Origin of the sequence: Streptomyces physcomitrii (assembly GCF_012273655.1) — a bacterium.
Lineage (GTDB): Bacteria > Actinomycetota > Actinomycetes > Streptomycetales > Streptomycetaceae > Streptomyces > Streptomyces physcomitrii.
Genome location: NZ_JAAWWP010000010.1, coordinates 15,776 through 36,488, shown reverse-complemented (window position 1 = coordinate 36,488; position 20,713 = coordinate 15,776). Strand labels below are relative to the sequence as shown.

The window sequence follows — 20,713 nt, the reverse complement described above, 5'->3', positions numbered from 1 at the left end:
TCCGCCCACCGGGGCCGGGATCAGCTCTTCGTACGGATCAGGTCTTCGTACGGAACTTGTGGATCGCGACCGGTGCCATCACCGCGGTGATGACCACGGACCAGATGAGCGTGACCCAGACGTCGTGCGCGACCGGGCCCGCGTCGTTGAACAGTCCGCGCGCGGCGTCGGCCAGCGAGGACAGCGGGTTGTAGTCGGTGAAGGTCTGCAGCCAGTCCGGCATGTCCTTCGTCGGGGCGAAGATGGAGGAACCGAACTGCAGGGGCATCAGCACGAGGAACCCCATTCCCTGGATGGCCTGGGCGCTCTTCATCACCACACCCATGGTGAGGAAGATCCACATGATCGCGGAGCCGAAGACCATGGCGAGCGCGATGGCCGCGAACATCCCGGGGACGTTCGAGATCGAGAGGCCGAGCAGGAAGCCGACCGCGAGCAGGATCGCGGTGGCGACCATCATCCGCCCGATCTCGACCACGATCTTGGCCACCAGGACCGAGGAGCGCGCGATGGGCAGCGAGCGGAAGCGGTCCATGACACCGGTCTGGAAGTCCTGGTTGAAGCCGGTGCCGACACCCATGGCGATGTTCATGCCCATCATCGCCATCAGCCCGGGGACCACGTAGTTGACGTAGGCGTCCTGGTTGCCCTTGCCGGAGATGGCTCCGCCGAAGACGAAGACGAACAGGACGGTGAAGATGATCGGCATCAGGACGGCGTCCATCATGGACTCCGGGTCCTGCCGGATCCACAGCAGATTCCGCCGCACCAGCGCGCCGGTGTGCCGCAGATGCGCCCGGAGCCCGATGCGCGCGTCGCCGCGATCGGCCGCCGGGGACGGGTCGGGCCCGGGCCCGGCGGTGCGCACCGGCTCCTCGGGGGGAGCGGCGGTGGTCGACTGGGCGCTCATGCGGCGGCCTCCTCGAGGGCGGGAGCGGGGTCCTGCGGGGCACTGGCCTTGTGGCCGGTGAGGGAGAGGAACACCTCGTCCAGGCTGGGCAGTTCGGTGGTGATCGCGGCCAGCGGGATACCGCGGGCCGAGACCGCGCCGACGACCGCGGTGAGCTGCTCGTCGGAGAGGATCGGCACCAGCACGGTCGCGGTCTCGGCGTCCACGAGGGCGTTGCCGGGACCGGTCAGACCGGCCTCGTCCAGGGCCGCGGCGGTGGCGGTCAGCTCGGCCGGGTCGGCGGGGCGGATGCGCAGGGTGCGTCCGCCGACCTTCGCCTTCAGCTCGTCGATGCGGCCGCCCGCGATGACCTTGCCGCGGTCGATGACCGTCAGCTCGCTCGCCAGCTGCTCGGCCTCCTCCATGTACTGGGTGGTGAGCAGCACGGTCACACCGTCGGTGACCATCCGCTTGACCTCGGCCCAGACCTCGTTGCGGGTGCGGGGGTCGAGGCCGGTGGTCGGCTCGTCCAGGTAGAGGACCTCGGGGCTGCCGATCATCGAGGCGGCGAGGTCGAGCCGCCGCCGCATGCCGCCGGAGTAGGTGTTCGCGGGGCGCTTGGCCGCCTCGGTGAGCGAGAACCGCTCCAGGAGGCCCTCGGCCCGCGACCGCGCCTCGGCACGGGAGAGGTCGAGCAGCCGCCCGATGAGGTAGAGGTTCTCGCGCCCGGAGAGCTTCTCGTCCACCGAGGCGTACTGCCCGGTGAGCCCGATGACCCGGCGCAGCTGCCGGGGCTGGCGCAGTACGTCGTACCCGGCGACCACGGCGGAACCGGAGTCCGGGGTGATCAGGGTGGAGAGGCAGCGTACGAGAGTGGTCTTGCCGGCGCCGTTCGGCCCGAGCACGCCGAGGACGGTGCCCTCGCGCACGTCGAGGTCGACGCCGTCCAGTGCTTTGGTCTCGCCGTAGTGCTTGACCAGCCCCCGCACGGAGACGGCGTGCGGGGAGCCGCTCGCCGTCGCTCGGGAGTTCTTGTCGATTCGCGTCATGGCCACCAAGGTGCCAGCCGCCACCGACAATCCTCCGACAAGCCGCCTACAGCGGGCGCCCGGAGTATCGGTGCCTGGTCGGCGAGGGGTCGGGGAGGTGTCCGCGGGGAGTCGGCGCTTGCCGGAATGGAGGGGAAATCGCCCGATACGGCGGAGAGTTGAGAGCCGCCTACCTTCCCGGAGGAGGCGCCGGAGTCCTCATTCTGTGACATGCGCCACTTCTCGCCCCGGAGGTGCTTACCGCACCCGGAACCGGGAACGGCGACAGCCCGCCGACGGGGGAAGGACGGCGGGCTGTCGTGGTGCCGCAGTGGTTCAGGGGCGCGTACGCGAAGGTCCGCGGTCTGCGGAGGGCGCGTGCGCGGGGGTGCGGAGGATGCGCGCACGCGGGCGCGGAAGTCCCGGGCTCGCGCGGGCGTGGACCAGGGGCGCGCGTACGCGTGGTCGCGCCCGTACGCGCACGAGGACGTGCCTTCCGCGTGGTGGGGCGCGGGGCCGCGGGGCGGTGGCCCTGCGGCCTCCGGGCCTCCGCGCGGAAGGCAGCCTCAGGCGGCCGGTGTCAGTGCACCGAGTGCTCCGCGGCCGGGAAGGAGCCGCCGACCACGTCCTCGGCGTAGGCCTTCGCCGCCTCGCCGACGGAGGCGCGCAGGTCGGCGTACTGCTTGACGAAGCGCGGCATCCGGCCGCCGGTCAGGCCCAGCATGTCCGTGGTCACCAGGACCTGGGCGTCGCACTCCGCGCCCGCGCCGATGCCGACGGTCGGGATGTGCAGGCTCCGGGTGACCTCGGCGGCCAGCTCGGCCGGGACCAGTTCGAGGACCACCGCGAAGGCGCCCGCGTCCTGGGCGGCCTTGGCGTCCTGGAGCAGCCGGTGGGCCGCCTCCTCGCCGCGGCCCTGGACCCGGTAGCCCATGGTGTTCACCGACTGCGGGGTCAGGCCCAGGTGGGCCATGACCGGGATGCCGGACTCCACCAGCAGCTCGATCTGCGGCAGCGAGCGCTTGCCGCCCTCCAGCTTCACCGCGCCGACCCCGGCCTCCTTGACCAGGCGGGTCGCCGAGCGCAGCGCCTGCACCGGGCCCTCCTGGTAGGTGCCGAAGGGCAGGTCGGCGACGACCAGGGCGCGCTTGCTGCCCCGGACGACGGCGGCGGACAGTACGGCGATCTCGTCGAGGGTGACCGGGACCGTGGTCTCGTACCCGAGGTGGACGTTGCCCGCCGAGTCGCCGACGAGCAGGACCGGTATGCCAGCCTCGTCGAGCACGGAGGCGGTCATCGCGTCATAGGCGGTGAGCATCGGCCACTTCTCGCCGCGCTCCTTGGCGAGGCCGATGTCGCGGACCGTGATACGTCGTGTGCCCTTGCCTCCGTACAGCGCGGGGGCGCCGGATTTCTCACCGGGCTTGGGGGCAGCCGAAAGCTGCGTCATCGCAACGGCTCCTTCATGTCATCTCGAGGCGCCCTGACGGCGTCCCCGGACCGGTTCCATGGTGGCACCGGATGCCGGTCGGGGCCAGACCCCTCGGGGAGCGGTACGCGTCACGCTCCCGGAGCGGGGCCGACCCTCCGCGGCAGCGGGGCCGGCCCTCCGCACGGCGGACGGCGCCGCCTGCGGCGATGGGCACGGGGTGCCGCTCGGGACCCGGGCCCGGCTCCACCGCCGACGCTCTCCCGGGCGTCCGGTGTGCCGGTTGTGTCACAGCCTCCGGTCGCTTGTGTCACAGCCCCGGGCACCCGCCGCCGGGCAGGAACTCGGCCGGGAGGCCCGCTCGTCCTCCGCCTCGTAAGGCCGTTGTCGGACGGCAGGAGCAGCACCGGATATCGCCTAGTGTTTCGGGCAGGCGGGGACGGTGTGCACGGCAGGCGGTGAGGCGAGCAGATGGCGCAGGCATATATGACGGAAACGGACAACGCCGGCTCGGGTTCCGAGCAGGACCACGGCCGCTTCCGCCGCCTGGTGGGGGACTGGAGCAGGCCCGGGATCTGGCGCCGCGGCCTCGTCCTCGCCGGGTGTGCCGTGGTGCTGGCTCTGATCATGCTGGTGCACGCACAGATCCCCAACAGCGTCGGCAACCTGGGGAGTCTGACCGAGACCTTCCTGCCCTGGCTGGGCATCCCCGTCCTGCTGCTGCTCCTGCTCGGCCTGCTGCGCCGCTCGGCCACCGCGCTGATCGCCCTGATCCTGCCGGTGGCGGTCTGGTGCGACCTCTTCGGCGGGCTGATCACGGACAAGACCGGCGGCGGCGCCGACCTCACCCTGGTCACCCACAACGTCAACGCCGAGAACCCCGACCCGGCGGACACCGCCCGCGACGTCGCCGCCTCCGGCGCGGACGTGATCGCCCTGGAGGAACTCACCGAGTCGGCCCGGCCGGTGTACGCGAAGGCGCTGGGCGGCACGTACAAGTACCACGCCGTCGAGGGCACCGTGGGCGTGTGGAGCAAGTACCCGCTCTCCGGCACCAGGTCGGTGGACATCAAGCTCGGCTGGACCCGGGCGATGCGGACCGTGGTCACCGCCCCCGAGGGCGCGGTCGCCGTCTACGCCGCCCATCTGCCCTCGGTGCGCGTGAAGGTGGACAGCGGCTTCACCGCGAGCCGGCGCGACCAGAGCGCCAACGCGCTCGGCGAGGCGATCAGCGACGAGCCCGAGCGCCGCGTCGTCCTGCTCGGCGACCTCAACGGCACCATGAACGACCGCGCCCTGCACGCCGTCACCTCCCAGATGCGCTCCACCCAGGGCGCGGCGGGCGCGGGCTTCGGCTTCAGCTGGCCCGCCTCCTTCCCGATGGCGCGTATCGACCAGATCATGGTCAAGGGCGTGGAGCCCACCACCTCCTGGACCCTGCCCGACACCGGCAGCGACCACCTCCCGGTCGCGGCGGGCATCAAGCTCGGCGAGTAGGAGTGGCGCCGGCGGCGGCCCCGACGCGAGCAGTTGGAGTGCTCGCGGGCGGGCTTTCCGGCCCGGCGCCGGTCCGCCCCCGCACGTACCGGCGTGCACACCGGGCCCCCTTGCGCGGATCCGCCCCTTCGTCCAGGGTTCCGTAGCACTGGAGCCCGAACCGGCCGCCGGAGCCCCAACAGGGCGCCCGGCGGGGCGAGTCGACCGGTTCCCCGTGCTCCTCCGTCCCCACCCCGGAGGACTCCGCACATGTCCGCTCACCCCCGCCCGGCCGGGCGCCGCACCCTGCTCGCGGCCCTCGCCGCGGCCGCCGTCACCGGCTCGCTGCTCGCCCTGCCCGCCAGTGCTTCCCCACCGGCCGAGGGGCGGGTCCACGGGACACCGGCCGCGGGCGCCCTCCGGGACAGCTACCTGGTCCTGCTCAAGGGGGACGAACGGATCCGGGCCGCCGACCGGGGCAGGACGCTCGCCGAGCGGTACGGCGGCACCTTCCGGCGCGGCTTCGACTCCGCGGTCAACGGCTTCTCCGCGGGCGGCCTCAGCGGATCCGAGGCCCGCCGCCTGGCCGCCGACCCGGCCGTCGACAAGGTCGTCCACAACCAGCGGATGCACGCCACCGCCACCCAGCAGGACCCGCCCTCCTGGGGCCTGGACCGCATCGACCAGAGCGAGACGGCACCGGACGGCGCGTACCGCTACCCGGACACGGCGGGCGAGGGCGTCACCGCCTATGTGCTCGACACCGGAATCCGTATCAGCCACCGCGACTTCGAGGGCCGCGCCTCCTACGGCTACGACGCCGTCGACGGCGACACGAGCGCGGACGACGGCAACGGCCACGGCACCCATGTCGCCGGGACGCTCGCGGGGGCCCTGCACGGGGTCGCGAAGAAGGCGGAGCTGGTCGCGGTGCGCGTCCTCGACGACAACGGCGCGGGCAGCACCGAGCAGGTCATCGCGGGCATCGACTGGATCACCGCCCACCACCAGGGCCCCTCGGTCGCCAATATGAGCCTCGGCGGGGGCGCCGACGAGGCCCTGGACGCCGCGGTGCGCGCCTCGATCGCCGCCGGGATCACCTTCGGCGTCGCCGCGGGCAACGAGGACACCGACGCGGGGGCCAACTCCCCGGCCCGGGTCGCCGAGGCCCTCACCGTGGCCTCCTCCACCAAGGCGGACCGGCGCCGCCCCTCCTCCAATCACGGCCCCTCGGTGGACCTGTTCGCCCCCGGCGAGGAGATCGTCTCCGACTGGAACACCGACGACGGGGCGAGCGCCACCCTCTCCGGTACGTCCATGGCGACCCCGCACGTCGTCGGCGCCGCCGCCCTCCATCTCGCCGCCCACCCGGACGCCACCCCGGCCGAGGTCGCGGCCGCCCTGACCGAGGGCGCCACCCCGGACAGGATCGGCGACCCGGGGGAGGGCACCCCGAACCGGCTGCTGCGCGTGGAAGAGCGGTAGGCGGCGGGCCCACCGGAACGGGGTCGAACCCGAACCAGGGCCGGGCTGGGAGCGTTTCATCTCGTACGCGACCTCGTACGCGCTCCTGGCCCGGCCCCCACGTTTGCCACCGGCCCGGGTGGCGGGGGAGCATGGGAGTCTCGGCCGTGACGAAGACGTACGGTCGCCGGAGCGCCGCCGGGTGACCGTCCTTCCGGTCCTCCCGGGCCTTCCGAACCTCCCGGCTTCTCGCTCCTCCCGGAATGTCACGCCCCGGAAAATCTCCGTCCCTCCCGGAAAAAGCGGAATACCCGTACGGGGCGCGGTTGTTCACTCCTTGTCAACGATGACACCACTGTCCCGCCCGGGCCGTGCTCCCGCCGCACTGCCAGTCGGACAGGGAAAACGGAACCCGGTTCCTGAACCCGTGCACCGCTCCGTCCCGCACACCGCTCCGCCCCACCACCCGGCAGCGCCGCCGCCCGTCCGCCCCGTTTATCCCACCCCGAAAGGTTCAGCTTCATGCCCTTGGCCCTGCTCGCCCTCGCCGTGGGCGCCTTCGGCATCGGTACCACCGAGTTCGTGATGATGGGGCTGCTGCCCGAGGTCGCGGACGACCTGGGCATCTCGATCCCCTCCGCCGGGCACCTCGTCTCCGCGTACGCGCTCGGGGTCGTCATCGGCGCCCCGCTGCTCGCCGCCGTCACCGCCCGCTTCTCCCGGCGGCAGGTGCTGATCGGCCTGATGGCGCTCTTCGTCGCGGGCAACGCGCTGTCCGCCCTCGCCCCCGGCAGCGAGTGGCTGCTCGCCGCCCGCTTCCTCAGCGGGCTGCCGCACGGTGCCTTCTTCGGCGTCGGCGCGGTGGTGGCGACCGGACTCGTCCCGGCCGAACGCAAGGCGCAGTCCGTCTCGCTGATGTTCCTCGGCCTGACGGTGGCCAATGTGATCGGCGTCCCCCTCGCGACCCTGATGGGCCAGCACCTCGGCTGGCGCGCCACCTTCCTCGCGGTCAGCGGGATCGGCGTCGCCGCCATCGCCGCGCTGCTGCTGCTCATCCCGCACGACCACACCCACGGCGAGTCCTCGGGGCTGCGCAGCGAACTCGCCGCCCTCGGCTCGCTGCCGGTCTGGCTGGCCCTCGGCACCACGGTCGCCGGTTTCGCCGCGCTGTTCGCCGCGTACAGCTACATCACGCCGATGCTCACCGACTCCGCGGGCTTCGCCGACTCGACCGTGACCCTGCTGCTCGCGCTCTTCGGGGTCGGCGCCACCATCGGCAATCTGCTCGGCGGCAGGCTCGCCGACCGGGCCATGCGCCGCACCCTCTTCGGCGGGCTGCTCGCCCTCGCCGCGGTCCTCGCGGCCTTCCCGCTGCTGATGCGCAGCGAGTGGAGCGCGGCCCTCGGCGTCACCCTGCTCGGCGCGGTCGCCTTCACCACCTCCTCCCCGCTCCAGCTGATGGTGATGGAGAAGGCCCACGCGGCGCCCTCCCTCGCCTCCTCCGCCAACCAGGCCGCCTTCAACCTGGCCAACGCGGGCGGCGCCTGGATCGGCGGCCTCGCCCTCGCCGCGGGTCTCGGCACCACCTCGCCCGCCGTGGTGGGCGCGGTCCTCGCGGTGGCCGGACTCGGCGTGGCGGCCGCGGCCTACGCGGTCGACCGCCGCCGGGGCGCCGCGGGCCCGGTGCTCGGCGGGCGCCTGGTCGCCTCGTACGCCCCGAAGCGGCGGGAGCGGGCGGAACGCTGAACCGGCCGGCCGCGCGCAGCGGCCGATCGGCCCGGATCCCGCCGGACCGCCGGACCGCCGAACTGAAAGGCCACCGGCCGCTGAAGGATGCCCCTCAGCGGCCGGTGGCCGTGCGGCTCGGCGGCCGGGCGGTCAGCCCGACTCCCGCCACCGGTTGGTGATCGGCAGCCTGCGGTCCTTGCCGAAGCCCTTCGCGGAGATCTTGGTGCCCGGCGGGTACTGGCGCCGCTTGTACTCCGCGCCGTCCACCATCCGCAGCGTCTTCGTCACGAGCTCCGGGTCGAAACCGGCGGCCACGATCTCGTCGGCGCCCTGGTCGTGGTCGACGTAGCGGTCCAGGATCGCGTCCAGGACCGGGTAGTCGGGCAGCGAGTCGGTGTCCACCTGGTCCGGGCGCAGCTCGGCGCTCGGCGGCTTGGTGATCGAGTTCTCCGGGATCGGCGGGGTCTGGCCGCGCTCGGCGGCCGCCCGGTTGCGCCACTCGGCGAGCCGGAAGACGCCCGTCTTGTAGAGGTCCTTGATGGGGCCGTACGCGCCCACCGAGTCGCCGTAGAGCGTCGAATAGCCCACCGCCAGCTCGGACTTGTTGCCCGGGGCGAGCACGATGTGCCCCTCCTGGTTGGACAGCGCCATCAGCAGCGTGCCGCGCAGCCGGGACTGCAGGTTCTCCTCGGCGAGCCCGGTCAGGCCGAGCGACTCCATATAGGTGTCGAACATCGGCTCGATCGGGATCGTGCGGAAGTCGAGTCCGGTGCGCCGGGCCAGCTCGGCCGCGTCGCCCTTGGAGTGCTCGGAGGAGTACTTCGAGGGCATGGCGACGCCGTAGACGTTCTGGGCGCCGAGGGCGTCGCAGGCGAGCGCGGCGGTCAGCGCCGAGTCGATGCCGCCGGAGAGCCCGATGAGCACCGAGCGGAAGCCGTTCTTCGCGGCGTAGGCGCGCAGCCCGACCACCAGCGCCGAGTAGACCTCCTCGTCGTCGTCGAGCCGGTCCGCGTAGCCGCCGGTCAGCTCGGCCTCGTAGGCGGGCAGCGGGTCCTCGGACAGCACCAGCCGGTCGATGCGCAGCCCGTCGTCGACGATCCCGGTACGGGGCTCGGGGCTCGCGGCGGGCAGGTCGAGGTCGAGGACCACGCAGCCCTCGGAGAACTGCGGGGCGCGCGCGACGACCTCGCCGTCCGCGGCGACCACGATCGAGTCGCCGTCGAAGACCAGCTCGTCCTGCCCGCCGATCATGGCGAGGTAGGCGGTGGTGCAGCCGGCCTCCTGGGCGCGCTTGCGCACCAGCTCCAGGCGGGTGTCGTCCTTGTCGCGCTCGTACGGCGAGGCGTTGATCGAGAGCAGCAGCCCGGCCCCGGCGCTGCGGGCCGCGGGCACCCGGCCGCCGTCCTGCCACAGGTCCTCGCAGATCGCGAGCGCCACGTCCACCCCGTGCACCCGCAGTACGGGCATGGTGTCGCCGGGCACGAAGTAGCGGAACTCGTCGAAGACGCCGTAGTTCGGCAGGTGGTGCTTGGCGAAGGTGAGGACCACCCGGCCGCCGTGCAGGACCGCCGCCGCGTTCTGCGGGGAGCCCGCGGGCTGCCCGTACCGGGGCTGGGCCGCCTCCGAGCGGTCGAGGTAGCCGACCAGGACCGGCAGCTGCCCGAAGCCCTCCTCGGCGAGGCGGGCGGCCAGCTCCACCAGGGCGGTGCGCGAGGCCTCGACGAAGGAGGAGCGCAGCGCGAGGTCCTCCACGGGGTACCCGGTCAGCGCCATCTCGGGGAAGGCGACGAGGTGCGCTCCCTGTTCGGCGCAGTGCCGGGTCCAGCGGACGATCGCCTCGGCGTTGTGGGCGAGGTCGCCGACCGAGGTGTCGATCTGATTCAGGGCGAGGCGTAGTTGAGGCACGCGGCCCAGTGTAATCGTCAGAGCGACGCGATGTCGCGAGCGGGGCGCTGTGGCCGTCTTCACGCCGGGCCTCGCGCCCGCGCGCCGAGCGCGGTGAGCGCGGGCGTGCGCCGACGGTACGCACGGCCCGGACCGGGCGCCCCCCGAACCCCTCCGCGCACCCGGTGAACCCCGTAGTAAACGGTTTCTCCGCCGGAGAAACCGTTTACCATGGGCGCCCGGATTTCACGGCCCGCGTCCGCGCGCGACCCGTCCGGGCCCGTGCACGCCAGGTGAGAGGGGCGTAAGTGACGTACCGGCCGTGCGCCGCGATGGTGATGGACGCGGAGGTGGCCGAGCAGGTGCTCCCCGGTGACCTGCGCCGCCGGCTCGCACGCAGCGTGACCCTCGTACCGCCCTCCGGCGACGGGAGCCTCCCCGCACCGGGGGTGCTCGCCGAGACCGAGATCCTGCTCACCAGCTGGGGCTGCCCGCCGCTGACCGGCGAGGTGCTCGCCGCGGCGCCCCGGCTCGCCGCCGTGGTGCACGCGGCGGGCTCGGTGAAGGCCCTGGTCGGCGACGCCCTGTGGGAGCGCGGCATCCTGGTCTCCTCGGCCGCCGAGGCCAACGCGGGCCCGGTCGTCGACTTCACCCTCGCCGCGGTGACCTTCGCCGCCAAGGGCGCCCTGCGCACCGCCGCCCGCTACCCCGAGGGCCCGCCCGCCTTCGCCGCCCGCACCGGCACCGACGCTCGCACCATCGGCGTCATCGGCGCCTCCCGCATCGGCCGCCGGGTGCTGCGCGCGCTGCGCGGCTCCGCCGCCGGGTACCGCCTGCTGCTCGCCGACCCGTACGTCTCCCTGGCGGAGGCGGCCTCGCTCGGCGCCGAACTCGTCACGCTGCCCGAGCTGTGCCGCCGCAGCTCCGTGGTGAGCGTGCACGCCCCCGAGCTGCCGGAGACCCGCGGGCTGCTCGACGCCGGGATGCTCGCCCTGATCCCGGACGGCGGGGTCCTGGTCAACACCGCCCGCGGCAGCCTCGTCGACACCGAGGCGCTGACCCGGGAGTGCGCCAAGGGCCGCCTGGACGCCTACCTCGACGTCACCGAGCCGGAGCCGCTGCCGCCCGGCCACCCCCTGCTCGCGCTGCCCAACGTCCAGGTCACCCCGCACATCGCGGGCGCCCAGGGCAGCGAGGCCCGGCGGCTCGGCGCCTTCGCGGCGGCCGAGGTGGAGCGCTTCCTCGCGGGGGAGCCGCTGAGCGGCGCGGTACGGCGCGAGGAGCTCGCGCGGCTGGCCTGAGGGCGCCCTCAGCCCTCGGCCTTCGCCCCCCGCTTCCGCAGCATCTCCGCCATCAGCTGGATCTCCGACTGTTGCGACTCGACCATGCCCTGGGCGAGCCGCTTCTCCACGTCCACCTCGCACCGGTCCACGCAGCCCTCGGCCATGTGCACGCCGCCCTTGTGGTGCTCGGTCATCAGCCGCAGATAGAGGACCTCGGCCTGCTTGCCCTCGGCCTTGTCCAGCGCGGCCATCTGCGTGTTGGTGGCCATGCCCGGCATCAGCGCGCCGTCCTTGCCGGAGGCCATGCCCCCCATGTCCATCCAGCTCATCGGCGGCTCGGCGGACACCTTCGGCAGCTGCCACAGGTCGAGCCAGCCCAGCATCATGCCGCGCTGGTTGGCCTGGGTCTGCGCGATGTCGTACGCGAGGCGGCGCACCTCCGGGTCGTCGGTGCCCTCCCGTACCAGGTACGACATCTCGACGGCCTGCTGGTGGTGGACCGCCATGTCGCGCGCGAAGCCCGCGTCCGCCGACTCGGCGCCCGGCGTCCCGGAGCCCTCGTCCCCGGCGTCACTGGCGAGCGCGACGCCGAAACCGCCCGCCGCGGCGAGCAGCACGGCGGCGCTCCCCGCGGCGATCCACGACGCACGCCTCACTTCGAGACGCCCCCGGTGCACGCCGCACCCGGCTCCGGTGTCTGCTTGCCCTGCACGAACTCGGAGAAGAACTTGTTCACGTTCGGGTCGTCGGCGCCCTGCACGGTGCGCTGCTTGCCCCAGGCGCTCAGCATGATCGGGTCCTTCTGGTCCTCGATCGGGCTCATCAGCGAGTACGGGGTCTTCTTGACCTTGGCCTCCAGCTTCGCCAGGTCGGCCTTCGGCGCCTTGCTGGTGTACGTCACCCAGACGGCCCCGTGCTCCAGGGCGTGCACCGCGTTCTCCTTCGGGACCTCCTTGCCGTACACGTCGCCGTTGCAGTTCAGCCAGACCGGGTTGTGCTTGCCGCCCACCGGTGGGTTCATCGGGTAGCTGACCTTCTCGCCGACGTGGTCGCGCTTGAGTTTCTTCGCGTCCCAGGAGGTCACGCCGTCCTTGCCCACGGTGAAGGGGATCTTCTCCGCCTTCGCGTCGTCCTTGCCGGAGTCGTCGTCGCCGGACTTCGCGACCAGCAGGAATCCGCCGCCGACCAGCGCGGCGACGATCACCGCGACACCGGTGATGGTGAGGGCGCGGTTGCGGCGCTCACGCGCCTGCTCGGCGCGGCGCATCTCCTCTATCCGTGCCTTGCGCGTGTTGTTGCTGTTGCGGGCGGAACCCATGGTGAGTCCTTCGGGAAACGGGACGGGCGGGTCTACTGATCGTAATGCGAAGGGGGCGGCCCACGGCCAGGCGAGCGGGAAATTCGCCGGGAACAGGCTCCGGGACCCACAATGAGGAGCGGCCCGCGGGGGCAAGGGCGCCCCCGCCGCGACGCCCGCGGCAGCGGACGGCGGCCTGGCCTCACCGCGAGGCGTATCAGCAGGCACTATGGGCGGTGGACGTGCACCGGCGGGCCCAGGCCCGCACGGGCGGCGGCCCGCAACGCGGCCGAAACTCTGTGATGGGATGCTTCAGTGCCCTCCAGGCGCCCCCGTGGCCCCGGAGCGGCGGCCTGACCAGCAAGGATGGGTGGAAGTCGACAATGGACAAGCAGCAGGAATTCGTGCTCCGCACCCTGGAGGAGCGCGACATCCGGTTCGTACGCCTGTGGTTCACGGACGTGCTGGGCTTCCTCAAGTCCGTCGCGGTGGCCCCGGCCGAGCTGGAGCAGGCCTTCGACGAGGGCATCGGCTTCGACGGCTCGGCCATCGAGGGCTTCGCCCGGGTCTACGAGTCCGACATGATCGCCAAGCCCGACCCGGCCACCTTCCAGGTGCTGCCCTGGCGGGCCGAGGCCCCCGGCACCGCCCGGATGTTCTGCGACATCCTGATGCCGGACGGCTCCCCGTCCTTCGCCGACCCGCGCTATGTGCTCAAGCGCGCCCTCGCGCGGACCTCCGACCTCGGCTTCACCTTCTACACCCACCCCGAGATCGAGTTCTTCCTGCTCAAGGACCGCCCCCTCGACGGCAGCCGCCCCACCCCCGCCGACAACTCCGGCTACTTCGACCACACCCCGCAGAACATCGGCATGGACTTCCGCCGCCAGGCGATCACCATGCTGGAGTCGATGGGCATCTCGGTGGAGTTCTCCCACCACGAGGGCGGCCCCGGCCAGCAGGAGATCGACCTCCGCTACGCCGACGCCCTCTCCACCGCCGACAACATCATGACCTTCCGCCTGGTCATGAAGCAGGTCGCCCTCGAACAGGGCGTCCAGGCCACCTTCATGCCCAAGCCCTTCTCCGAGCACCCCGGCTCCGGCATGCACACCCACCTCTCCCTCTTCGAGGGCGACCGCAACGCCTTCTACGAGTCCGGCTCCGAGTACCAGCTCTCCAAGGTCGGCCGCTCCTTCATCGCCGGCCTGCTTCGCCACGCGGCCGAGACCTCCGCGGTCACCAACCAGTGGGTCAACTCCTACAAGCGGATCTGGGGCGGCTCCGAGCGCACCGCGGGCGCGGGCGGCGAGGCCCCCTCGTACATCTGCTGGGGCCACAACAACCGCTCCGCCCTGATCCGCGTCCCGATGTACAAGCCCGGCAAGACCGGCTCGGCCCGCGTCGAGGTCCGCTCCCTGGACTCGGGCGCCAACCCCTACCTCTCCTACGCGGTCCTGCTCGCCGCGGGCCTCAAGGGCATCGAGGAGGGCTACGAACTCGGCCCCGGCGCCGACGACGACGTCTGGGCCCTCTCCGACGCCGAACGCCGCGCCATGGGCATCGAACCCCTCCCGCAGAACCTCGGAGAGGCCATCGCCCTGATGGAACGCAGCGAACTCGTCGCCGAAACCCTCGGCGAGCACGTCTTCGACTTCTTCCTCCGCAACAAGAAGCAGGAGTGGGAGGAGTACCGCAGCGAGGTCACGGCCTTCGAGCTGCGGAAGTCGCTGCCGGTGTTGTAGGGGCGGGTACGGCGGGGGCGGGGCCGGAGTTCAGGTCCGGTCCTGCACCACGTTGAGGACGTTTCCGTCCGGGGCGCGGACGCAGAAGCGGCGTACGCCCCAGGGCTCGGTGGTGAGCGGGTGCACGATCTCGTAGCCGCGCTCCTCGGCCTCGGTGAAGGCCGCCTCGACGTCGTCGACCTTGACCGAGACGACCGGATCCTCCGGCGCGGTGGCGTCGCGGGTGAGCAGTTGCAGGTGGGCGCCGGTCTCCGGGGAGGTGTGGCGGGCCACCCAGCCGAGGTTGAACTCCTCGTCGCTCAGGCCGAGATAGTTCGCGTAGAAGTCCCGGGCCGAGTCGAGGTCGTCCACCTTCAGGTCGGCGATGATTCCGGTGACGCGCATCGGCTTCTCCTTCGCGGGGGCGGCGGTCGGCCCGCGTCACTGTAGGCGAGCGGGCCACTCGGCAGTCCCTCCTGCGGAGCGGCGGGCCCGTCGTTCAGCGCGGCAGCGAGGCCGTCGCCGTCGGTTGCGGGGATGCCGCGCCCAGGTACGCCGCGTGGTTGTGGCGGGCGGTGGTCGTCCACCACAGGAGGCCGACGAGGGCGGACAGGACGCCGGTGGCGATGCCGACCGGCTCGATGCCGACCACGGCGAGCAGTCCGCTGATCACCGCGAGGGAGAGCTGCGAGACGGCGTTGTAGCTGGTCATGTGCAGGCTGGTGACCCGGCCCCGGAAGGCCTCCGGGACGGTGTCGAGCAGGATCGTGGTGTCCAGGGCGATGATCACGCCGCTGACCAGGCGCATGGCGCCGAAGAGGGCGGCCCCGAGCCAGATGTGCCCGGAGGTGAACATCAGTGCCCAGAAGACGCCTTGGCCGACGTAGGCGAGCGCGTAGTAGCGCAGATGCCGGGTGCGGCGGATGCGGGCCGCGAGGAGGCTGCCGACCAGCACGGCGGTGCCGTCCACCACGTAGAACAGGCTCAGTACCGAGCTGTCGCCGTGCAGGACGTTCAGGGCGAGGCCCGCGACCAGGACGTTGAAGCCGCCGCTGATGAAGCCCCAGGCGAGGCCCACCCAGATCAGGGAGCGGGCGAGCGGGTAGCGGCCCACGACCGTGACGCCCTCGCGCACCTCCCGGCGCAGGGAGGGGCGGGCGGCTTCCTCCGTGTCGATCGGTGGGCGGGGGAGCCTGGTTGAGGGGCCGTCATGTTGCTTGCCGGTGACGGGAGTTGACTCCGGCTGCGGAGTCGCCTGGGCGGCTGCCGTCTGCCGGCCCGTCTCCGGGCGCGGGTGCCCGTCGGTGCCGGTGCGGTGCGCGGATGTCCGTCCCGGGGTCCGTACGAAGGAGACGGCGAGTACGGCGACGGTCTGAACTCCCAGTGCCACCAGGATGGTTCCGCCGGGCTGCCAGGCGGTGAGCACGCCGCCCGCGGCGCCGCCGACCACGGTCATCAGGCCCTGCACCGAGCCGATCGCGCCGTTGGCGGCGGTGCGCTGGTGCGGGGCCACCATCAGGTAGAGCCAGGTCTGCCGGGCGGGCGGCCAGAGGGAGTTGGCGAGGGTCAGCAGGGCGTAGACCGGGGCGATGGCGGCCGGGCCGTGGTCGAAGGCGAGGAAGAGGGCGCCGGTGCACAGGGTCTGGGCGGTCATCGCGATGAGCGAGAGGACCCGGGCGCTGTAACGGTCGGCGATCGTCCCGGCCAGCGGCATGAAGAGCAACGAGGGCAGTACGCCGACGAGTTCGACCACCGCGAGTGCCGAGGTCGAGTGGTGTTCCAGGACCTGGACGAAGATGACGATACGGATGATCCAGGTGGCCCCGGAGTCGCAGATCGTCGTCCCCCAGAGCAGGGCGACATCCCGCGAGGCGAGGACGGGTGAACCGGCTGAACGCGTCACCGTGCGGCGACCTCCCCGGGTGTGCGGGCACGGAAGGACGACCTTAGTGCAGGCTGCACGCGTCTCCCGGCTCCGCCGCGTGTCCGCGCCCCGGCTTCCCCGGGTGCCCGTTGCCCGCCGTCCGTCCGTCCGCCGCCGCCGTGTCCCCGTACGCGGGCGTCCCCGCCGGGATCTCCGGCGCGGCCAGCCACTGCCCGTCCGGGACCCCGAACTCGCCCCGCCCGCCCGTCTCCTGGTAGACGACCTGGCCCCGCCGCACCGTGGTGTGCACCACCCCGAGCAGCGGCGCCCCCTCGTACGCGGACCAGCCGCACTTGGCGTGCACCCGGTCGGGGGTCATCGTCCAGGGCGCCGCCGCGTCCACCAGGACGAGGTCGGCGTCCTTGCCCGCCTCGATGCTGCCCTTGCGGGAGGCCAGGCCGAACAACTGGGCCGGGCGCAGGGCGAGTCGGGCGGCGAGCAGCGGCAGCAGGGTGTCCGGAGACTCCTCGGGCCTGCGGCTGCGCAGCCCGTGCCAGACGGTGCCGAACAGCTCCTGGACGCCGGGCAGTCCCGGCGGCACGTCGGGCACCGGGCGGGCCTTCTCCTCGACGGTGTGCGGCGAGTGGTCGCTGCCGATGGTGGCGGCCTCGCCCTCGTGGACCGCCTCCCAGAGCCGCCGCCGGTCGGGGTCGTCGCGGATCGCGGGGCGGAGCCTGATCCGGGGGCCGAGCCTGCTGATGTCCGCGTCCACGAAGGTGAGGTGATGACCCGTCACCTCGAAGGTGACCGGGATGCCGTCGGCCGCGGCGGCGGCGAGCAGGTCGGCCTCCTCGCGGGTGGCGACGTGCACCACATGGGTGGCCACCCGGTACTCCGCCGCGAGCCGCACCAGCTTCGCGGTGGCGACCAGCGCCCCGGTGCGCGGCCGGTGCCGCGCGTAGTCCGCGTACCGGGTGGGGGCGGGCTGCCAGCGGTCGAGGAGGGCGAAGACGGTGTCGTCCTCGGAGTGGAAGAGCAGGGTGGCGCCGCCCTCGGCGGCGAGGGCGAAGATCCGCCGCAGATCGGCCTCCTCGCGGACCACGGTCGGCGCGGTGTGGTGGCCGCTGAGGAAGACCTTGAAGGAACTCCCGGCGCCCCGCGGCCACTCCCGCATCGCCTCGATACGGGTGGTGTCGATGCCCGCGTGGAAGCGGTAGTCCACCAGGCTGCGGCCCTCGATCAGGGCGCGGCGGCGGTCCAGTTCGGCGGGTTCGACCAGGGGCGGCACCGTGTTGGGCATGTCGATGACGGTGGTGACGCCGCCCGCGACCGCCGCCCGGGAGCCGGTGCTCCACTCCTCCTTGTGGGTCAGCCCGGGTGTGCGGAAGTGCACATGGGAGTCGATCAGCCCCGGCAGTACATGCAGCCCGGAGGCGTCCAGCACCCGCGCGGCCCGCGCCGCCGGGCCCGCGCCGCTGCCGTTCCCGGACGGCGGCAGCAGCGCGGCGATCCGGCCCGCGCGGACGGCGATGTCCGCGCGCTCGCTGCCGCGCGGGGTGACGACGGTGCCGCCGCGGACCAGGAGGTCGTACGGGGCGGGGGCGGCCGGGCCGCCGTGGCCGGGGGAGGTGTGCACGGTCCACTCCGTTCGGGGTTGTGGGGGGAGAGCCCTGGGGCGGGGTGAACTCGCCTGCGGGGGAGGGCTGTTCAGGGTGCCGAGAGGGTGGGCTCGGGGGCGGGCGCCAGGTCCGGGAGGTCGAGCACCGCGACCATGCGCACCGTCTTCGGCGAGACGCTCACCTCCAGGAGGCGGTCGGCGCTCGCGGTGACCCGGACCACCGAGTCCCCGCCGGGGGTGCGGATCGTCAGCCGCTCCCCGGGCAGCGCGCCGAGGCGGGCCGGTACCGTGCCGGGCACCGCGCTCGCGGCGGCCAGGCAGGTGGCGCCGGTCAGTGCCAGCGAGGGGTGCCAGGAGGGCACCGAGATCGCCCGGGCGCTCAGCGCGCCCTGGGCGCCGGGCAGCAGTGCGGCGATCTTGGGGAAGCAGGGCGAGGTCCAGCCGAGGCGCCGGGCGACCGCCTCGCGCAGCCCCGACAGGCGGCGGAACAGCGGCTCCCCGGCGCCGAACAGCTCCGCCTCGGTGTGCACGCCGAAGGCCCGGGCGTCCGCGAAGACATACGGATTGCCGAGCGAGACCAGGGAGAAGGGCGGGCCGCCGTCCGGCAGGGTGCTGACCGGTTCGCCGAGCAGCAGGGTGCTGCCGAGCCGGGTGGGCGAGGTGCGGCGGAAGCGCACGGTGAAGGTGGCGTGGCCGCCCGCGGGGCCGACCTCCAAGGCCTCGCAGACGACGATGTCCTCGTTGTTGAGGACCCGCACCCGGACCCGGTCGCCCGCCCGCAGCGGCGCCGGCGTCCCGGCGCGGCTCGCGCTGAGCACCGCGCTGAGGATGGAGTGGCCGCAACTGCCGCCGAACTCAAGGCGGTTGGGCTCGCCCGGGACCACCTGCACGAAGCGGTAGTCGAGGCCCACGGCGGAGGCGGTGGACGGGGAGACCAGGGCGATCTTCAGTACGTGGCCCGCGCCCCGCGCGCACAGGGTCTCGTACACCCCGTGGAGCAGTCCGCTCAGCGCGCTCCGCCGGGTGGGCCAGCCGTCCTCGCGCAGCAGGACCAGGGTGGGGCAGGGGCTGCCGGCGGCGTAGGCGATCCAGCCGCGGGTCATGCCGCACGCTCCGCCCGTACGGCGCCGGACGTGCCGTAGCGGATTGCCGTGCCGTGGCGGGCGGGTGCCCGGCCGGGCAGGGGCCGGCCCGCCTCGCGCCGCCAGAGTTCGAAGACGAGGAGCGACCAGACGGCGAGCGCCGAGGTCGCGTCCGGCGCCGCGGCCTGCCGGTCGAGCAGCCTGGCGACGGCGGCGGGGTCCAACTCCGGTGCTGACAAGCGGAGTTCGGAGGGCGCCAGCACCTCGCGGGCATAGTCGAACAGCGGGGTGCCGGGGGTCAGCATCGCCGCGACGGGGAGCGTGAAGGGCTGTTTGACGCGGGTGCGCACGGACTCCGGGACCAGTCCGCGGGCGGCCTCCTGGAGCACCCGCTTGCCGACCCCGCCGTGCACCTTCAGATGATCGGGCAGCTGCCGGGCGGCGCCGGTGACCGAGCGCTGGCAGAACGGCGGCCGCACCTCGACGGCACCGGCCATGCTCAGATGGTCCACCCGGCGCAGGTGGTAGGCGGGCATCCGCAGGCCGGTCTCGATCTCGGTGAGCGCGGCGAGGCGGTCGCCGTCCCGGCCGCGCAGCCGCCGCAGCAGCTCCTGCTCGGCCGTGGTGGTGCCGCGCAGCAGTGCCCGGTACTCCGGGTGGTAGAGCGCGGCGCGCAGCGCGGGCGGCACCGCGGCGAGGGCGCGCACGTAATCGCCCGCCCAGTCGCCCTCGGCGGTGACGGCGGCGCGGGTGCGGTCGTAGCCGCCGAAGAGTTCGTCCGCGGCGTCTCCGGTCAGCGCGACGGTGAAGCCGGCCTCGCGCACCGCGCGGAACAGGGCGAGCGTGCTCACGGTGATCGGATCGGCGTTGGGCTGCCCCAAGGCCCGTACGGTGCGCGGGAGTTCCTCGGGTATCCGGGCGGGGTCGAGGACGACCTCGTGCAGCCGGGCGCCGAAGGCGCGGGCCGCGGTGCGGGCGTGGCCGGACTCGTCGGCGGGCCAGGAGCCCCGGTAGCGGATGTGGAAGCAGTGCACTCCGGGGATCTCCCGGGCGAGCAGCCCGGTCACCAGGGAGGAGTCGAGGCCGCCGCTGAGCACCGCGGCCACCGGGGCGTCGGCCACCGCGAGCCGGCCGGTCTCCGCGCGCAGCAGCGACCGCAGCCCGTCGGCGGCCTCGGTCAGACTCCCCGCGGGCAGTGCGGGGACGGCGGGCGCGCGGCGGCGGTAGGGGCGCGGCGGGCGGCCGGGGGTGACGACCAGGGTCTCGGCGGGCTCCATCGCCGTGATGTCGGTGAAGACGGTGCGCGGGCCGAGCGGCGTCTTGGTGGTCAGGTAGGTGTCCAGGGCCTCGGGCCGCAGCCGGGCGCCCGCGCCGCACAGGATCCCGAGGGCGCCGGGTTCGGAGGCGAAGGAGAGGCCGCCCTGCCGGTCGCGGTGGTAGTAGAGCGGTTTGACGCCGCTCTCGTCGACGCTGAGCACCAGCTTCGGCTCCGCGCGCAGGTCCAGGACCGCCAGCGCGTACATGCCGTCCAGGTGCTCGGTGAAGGAGAGACCGTAGCGGTGGTAGAGCGCGGGGAGCACGGCGCCGTCGCACCGGTCGGCGATGTGGTAGCCGTCCCGGGCCAACTGGGCCCGCAGCGCACGGTGGTTGTAGATCTCGCCGTTGAAGACGACCCGCACCGGACCGTGACGGTAGGGCTGCGCGCCCTGGTCGGGGGCCATCACGGCGAGCCGGGTCGCGCCGAGCGCCCAGCCGCCGCCCTCGTCGAGGTAGTGCCCGTCGGGGCCGCCGTGGCGCAGCGCGGCGCCGGTCAGCCGCAGGTCCTCGGGCAAGGCCCCGCCGCCCATGTGTCCGTAGATGCGGCACATCCGTCCGTCCACCTCCGTCTCCGTCTGGCTGGTCTGGTGCTGCCCGCGCCGCCGTGTACCGGGGCTCAACGGCCCCTGT

16 protein-coding genes are annotated in these 20,713 nt (G+C 73.3%); 5 read left to right on the top strand and 11 right to left on the bottom strand.

Going from position 1 to position 20,713, the window contains the following annotated elements:
* Positions 1 to 37: 37 nt before the first annotated feature.
* The 3 genes from HFV08_RS17220 to panB all read right to left on the bottom strand — a co-directional run bounded on the left by HFV08_RS17220 (position 38) and on the right by panB (position 3,367).
* Positions 38 to 910, bottom strand: coding sequence for an ABC transporter permease (locus HFV08_RS17220; RefSeq protein WP_168540485.1), 873 nt, complete (start codon positions 908 to 910; stop codon positions 38 to 40).
* Complete coding sequence (locus HFV08_RS17215; protein ID WP_168540483.1) at positions 907 to 1,938, bottom strand: ATP-binding cassette domain-containing protein; 1,032 nt, start codon at positions 1,936 to 1,938, stop codon at positions 907 to 909. The genes HFV08_RS17220 and HFV08_RS17215 overlap by 4 nt, the downstream gene beginning before the upstream one ends.
* 559 nt (positions 1,939 to 2,497) lie before the next feature.
* Positions 2,498 to 3,367 carry a 3-methyl-2-oxobutanoate hydroxymethyltransferase gene (gene panB, locus HFV08_RS17210; RefSeq protein WP_168540481.1) on the bottom strand — a complete coding sequence of 290 codons (870 nt, stop codon included), beginning with the start codon at positions 3,365 to 3,367 and terminating at the stop codon, positions 2,498 to 2,500.
* A gap of 450 nt (positions 3,368 to 3,817) precedes the next feature.
* Here panB and HFV08_RS17205 point away from each other — a divergent pair, with 450 nt between their 5' ends.
* From HFV08_RS17205 to HFV08_RS17195, 3 genes are all read left to right on the top strand, one after another.
* Positions 3,818 to 4,843: an endonuclease/exonuclease/phosphatase family protein gene (locus tag HFV08_RS17205; RefSeq protein ID WP_168540479.1), complete on the top strand. Its 1,026-nt coding sequence runs from the start codon at positions 3,818 to 3,820 to the stop codon at positions 4,841 to 4,843.
* 249 nt (positions 4,844 to 5,092) lie between these two features.
* Positions 5,093 to 6,307 carry a S8 family peptidase gene (locus HFV08_RS17200; protein ID WP_168540477.1) on the top strand — a complete coding sequence of 405 codons (1,215 nt, stop codon included), beginning with the start codon at positions 5,093 to 5,095 and terminating at the stop codon, positions 6,305 to 6,307.
* Between the two features lie 501 nt (positions 6,308 to 6,808).
* A complete protein-coding gene (locus tag HFV08_RS17195) occupies positions 6,809 to 8,032 on the top strand; it encodes an MFS transporter (RefSeq protein ID WP_168540475.1) in 1,224 nt (407 codons plus the stop codon).
* 132 nt (positions 8,033 to 8,164) lie between these two features.
* Here the strand turns inward: HFV08_RS17195 and HFV08_RS17190 are convergent, their stop codons facing one another.
* Positions 8,165 to 9,919, bottom strand: coding sequence for an NAD+ synthase (locus HFV08_RS17190; protein WP_168540473.1), 1,755 nt, complete (start codon positions 9,917 to 9,919; stop codon positions 8,165 to 8,167).
* Between the two features lie 317 nt (positions 9,920 to 10,236).
* On the opposite strand from HFV08_RS17190, the gene HFV08_RS17185 reads away from it, so the two are divergent.
* On the top strand, positions 10,237 to 11,199 hold the full coding sequence (locus tag HFV08_RS17185; RefSeq protein WP_168540806.1) for a hydroxyacid dehydrogenase: 963 nt from the start codon (positions 10,237 to 10,239) through the stop codon (positions 11,197 to 11,199).
* Between the two features lie 8 nt (positions 11,200 to 11,207).
* Here HFV08_RS17185 and HFV08_RS17180 read toward each other — a convergent pair whose 3' ends face one another.
* The gene (locus tag HFV08_RS17180) at positions 11,208 to 11,837 is read right to left on the bottom strand and encodes a DUF305 domain-containing protein (RefSeq protein ID WP_168540471.1); all 630 of its coding nucleotides are present in this window, start codon (positions 11,835 to 11,837) and stop codon (positions 11,208 to 11,210) included.
* On the bottom strand, positions 11,834 to 12,499 hold the full coding sequence (locus tag HFV08_RS31690; protein WP_168540469.1) for a thioredoxin-like domain-containing protein: 666 nt from the start codon (positions 12,497 to 12,499) through the stop codon (positions 11,834 to 11,836). The genes HFV08_RS17180 and HFV08_RS31690 overlap by 4 nt, the downstream gene beginning before the upstream one ends.
* Positions 12,500 to 12,861: 362 nt before the next feature.
* On the opposite strand from HFV08_RS31690, the gene glnA2 reads away from it, so the two are divergent.
* Positions 12,862 to 14,223, top strand: a complete 1,362-nt coding sequence (gene glnA2, locus HFV08_RS17170; RefSeq protein ID WP_040254181.1) for a gamma-glutamylpolyamine synthetase GlnA2 — start codon at positions 12,862 to 12,864, stop codon at positions 14,221 to 14,223.
* Positions 14,224 to 14,253: 30 nt separating this feature from the next.
* Here glnA2 and HFV08_RS17165 read toward each other — a convergent pair whose 3' ends face one another.
* The 5 genes from HFV08_RS17165 to asnB form a co-directional block, all read right to left on the bottom strand.
* Positions 14,254 to 14,607, bottom strand: coding sequence for a VOC family protein (locus HFV08_RS17165; RefSeq protein ID WP_168540467.1), 354 nt, complete (start codon positions 14,605 to 14,607; stop codon positions 14,254 to 14,256).
* A 94-nt stretch (positions 14,608 to 14,701) separates the two neighbouring features.
* Positions 14,702 to 16,105 (bottom strand): MFS transporter, encoded by a 1,404-nt coding sequence (locus HFV08_RS17160; RefSeq protein ID WP_168540465.1) that lies wholly within the window; start codon positions 16,103 to 16,105, stop codon positions 14,702 to 14,704.
* A 43-nt stretch (positions 16,106 to 16,148) separates the two neighbouring features.
* A complete protein-coding gene (locus HFV08_RS17155; protein WP_168540463.1) occupies positions 16,149 to 17,702 on the bottom strand; it encodes a dihydroorotase in 1,554 nt (517 codons plus the stop codon).
* Positions 17,703 to 17,773: 71 nt separating this feature from the next.
* Positions 17,774 to 18,787: a PrpF domain-containing protein gene (locus HFV08_RS17150; RefSeq protein ID WP_168540461.1), complete on the bottom strand. Its 1,014-nt coding sequence runs from the start codon at positions 18,785 to 18,787 to the stop codon at positions 17,774 to 17,776.
* Complete coding sequence (asnB, locus tag HFV08_RS17145) at positions 18,784 to 20,703, bottom strand: asparagine synthase (glutamine-hydrolyzing) (protein WP_210430435.1); 1,920 nt, start codon at positions 20,701 to 20,703, stop codon at positions 18,784 to 18,786. Before asnB ends, HFV08_RS17150 begins: the two co-directional genes overlap by 4 nt.
* Positions 20,704 to 20,713 lie beyond the last annotated feature (10 nt).

Excerpts from the sequence above, each read along its gene's own strand:
- HFV08_RS17220 (WP_168540485.1), bottom strand. The coding sequence starts at position 910 with ATGAGCGCCCAGTCGACCACCGCCGCTCCCCCCGAGGAGCCGGTGCGC.
- HFV08_RS17215 (WP_168540483.1), bottom strand. The coding sequence starts at position 1,938 with ATGACGCGAATCGACAAGAACTCCCGAGCGACGGCGAGCGGCTCCCCG.
- HFV08_RS17195 (WP_168540475.1), top strand. The coding sequence starts at position 6,809 with ATGCCCTTGGCCCTGCTCGCCCTCGCCGTGGGCGCCTTCGGCATCGGT.
- HFV08_RS17150 (WP_168540461.1), bottom strand. The coding sequence starts at position 18,787 with ATGACCCGCGGCTGGATCGCCTACGCCGCCGGCAGCCCCTGCCCCACC.
- glnA2 (WP_040254181.1), top strand. The coding sequence starts at position 12,862 with ATGGACAAGCAGCAGGAATTCGTGCTCCGCACCCTGGAGGAGCGCGAC.
- panB (WP_168540481.1), bottom strand. The coding sequence starts at position 3,367 with ATGACGCAGCTTTCGGCTGCCCCCAAGCCCGGTGAGAAATCCGGCGCC.
- HFV08_RS31690 (WP_168540469.1), bottom strand. The coding sequence starts at position 12,499 with ATGGGTTCCGCCCGCAACAGCAACAACACGCGCAAGGCACGGATAGAG.
- HFV08_RS17200 (WP_168540477.1), top strand. The coding sequence starts at position 5,093 with ATGTCCGCTCACCCCCGCCCGGCCGGGCGCCGCACCCTGCTCGCGGCC.
- HFV08_RS17165 (WP_168540467.1), bottom strand. The coding sequence starts at position 14,607 with ATGCGCGTCACCGGAATCATCGCCGACCTGAAGGTGGACGACCTCGAC.
- HFV08_RS17205 (WP_168540479.1), top strand. The coding sequence starts at position 3,818 with ATGGCGCAGGCATATATGACGGAAACGGACAACGCCGGCTCGGGTTCC.
- HFV08_RS17185 (WP_168540806.1), top strand. The coding sequence starts at position 10,237 with ATGGACGCGGAGGTGGCCGAGCAGGTGCTCCCCGGTGACCTGCGCCGC.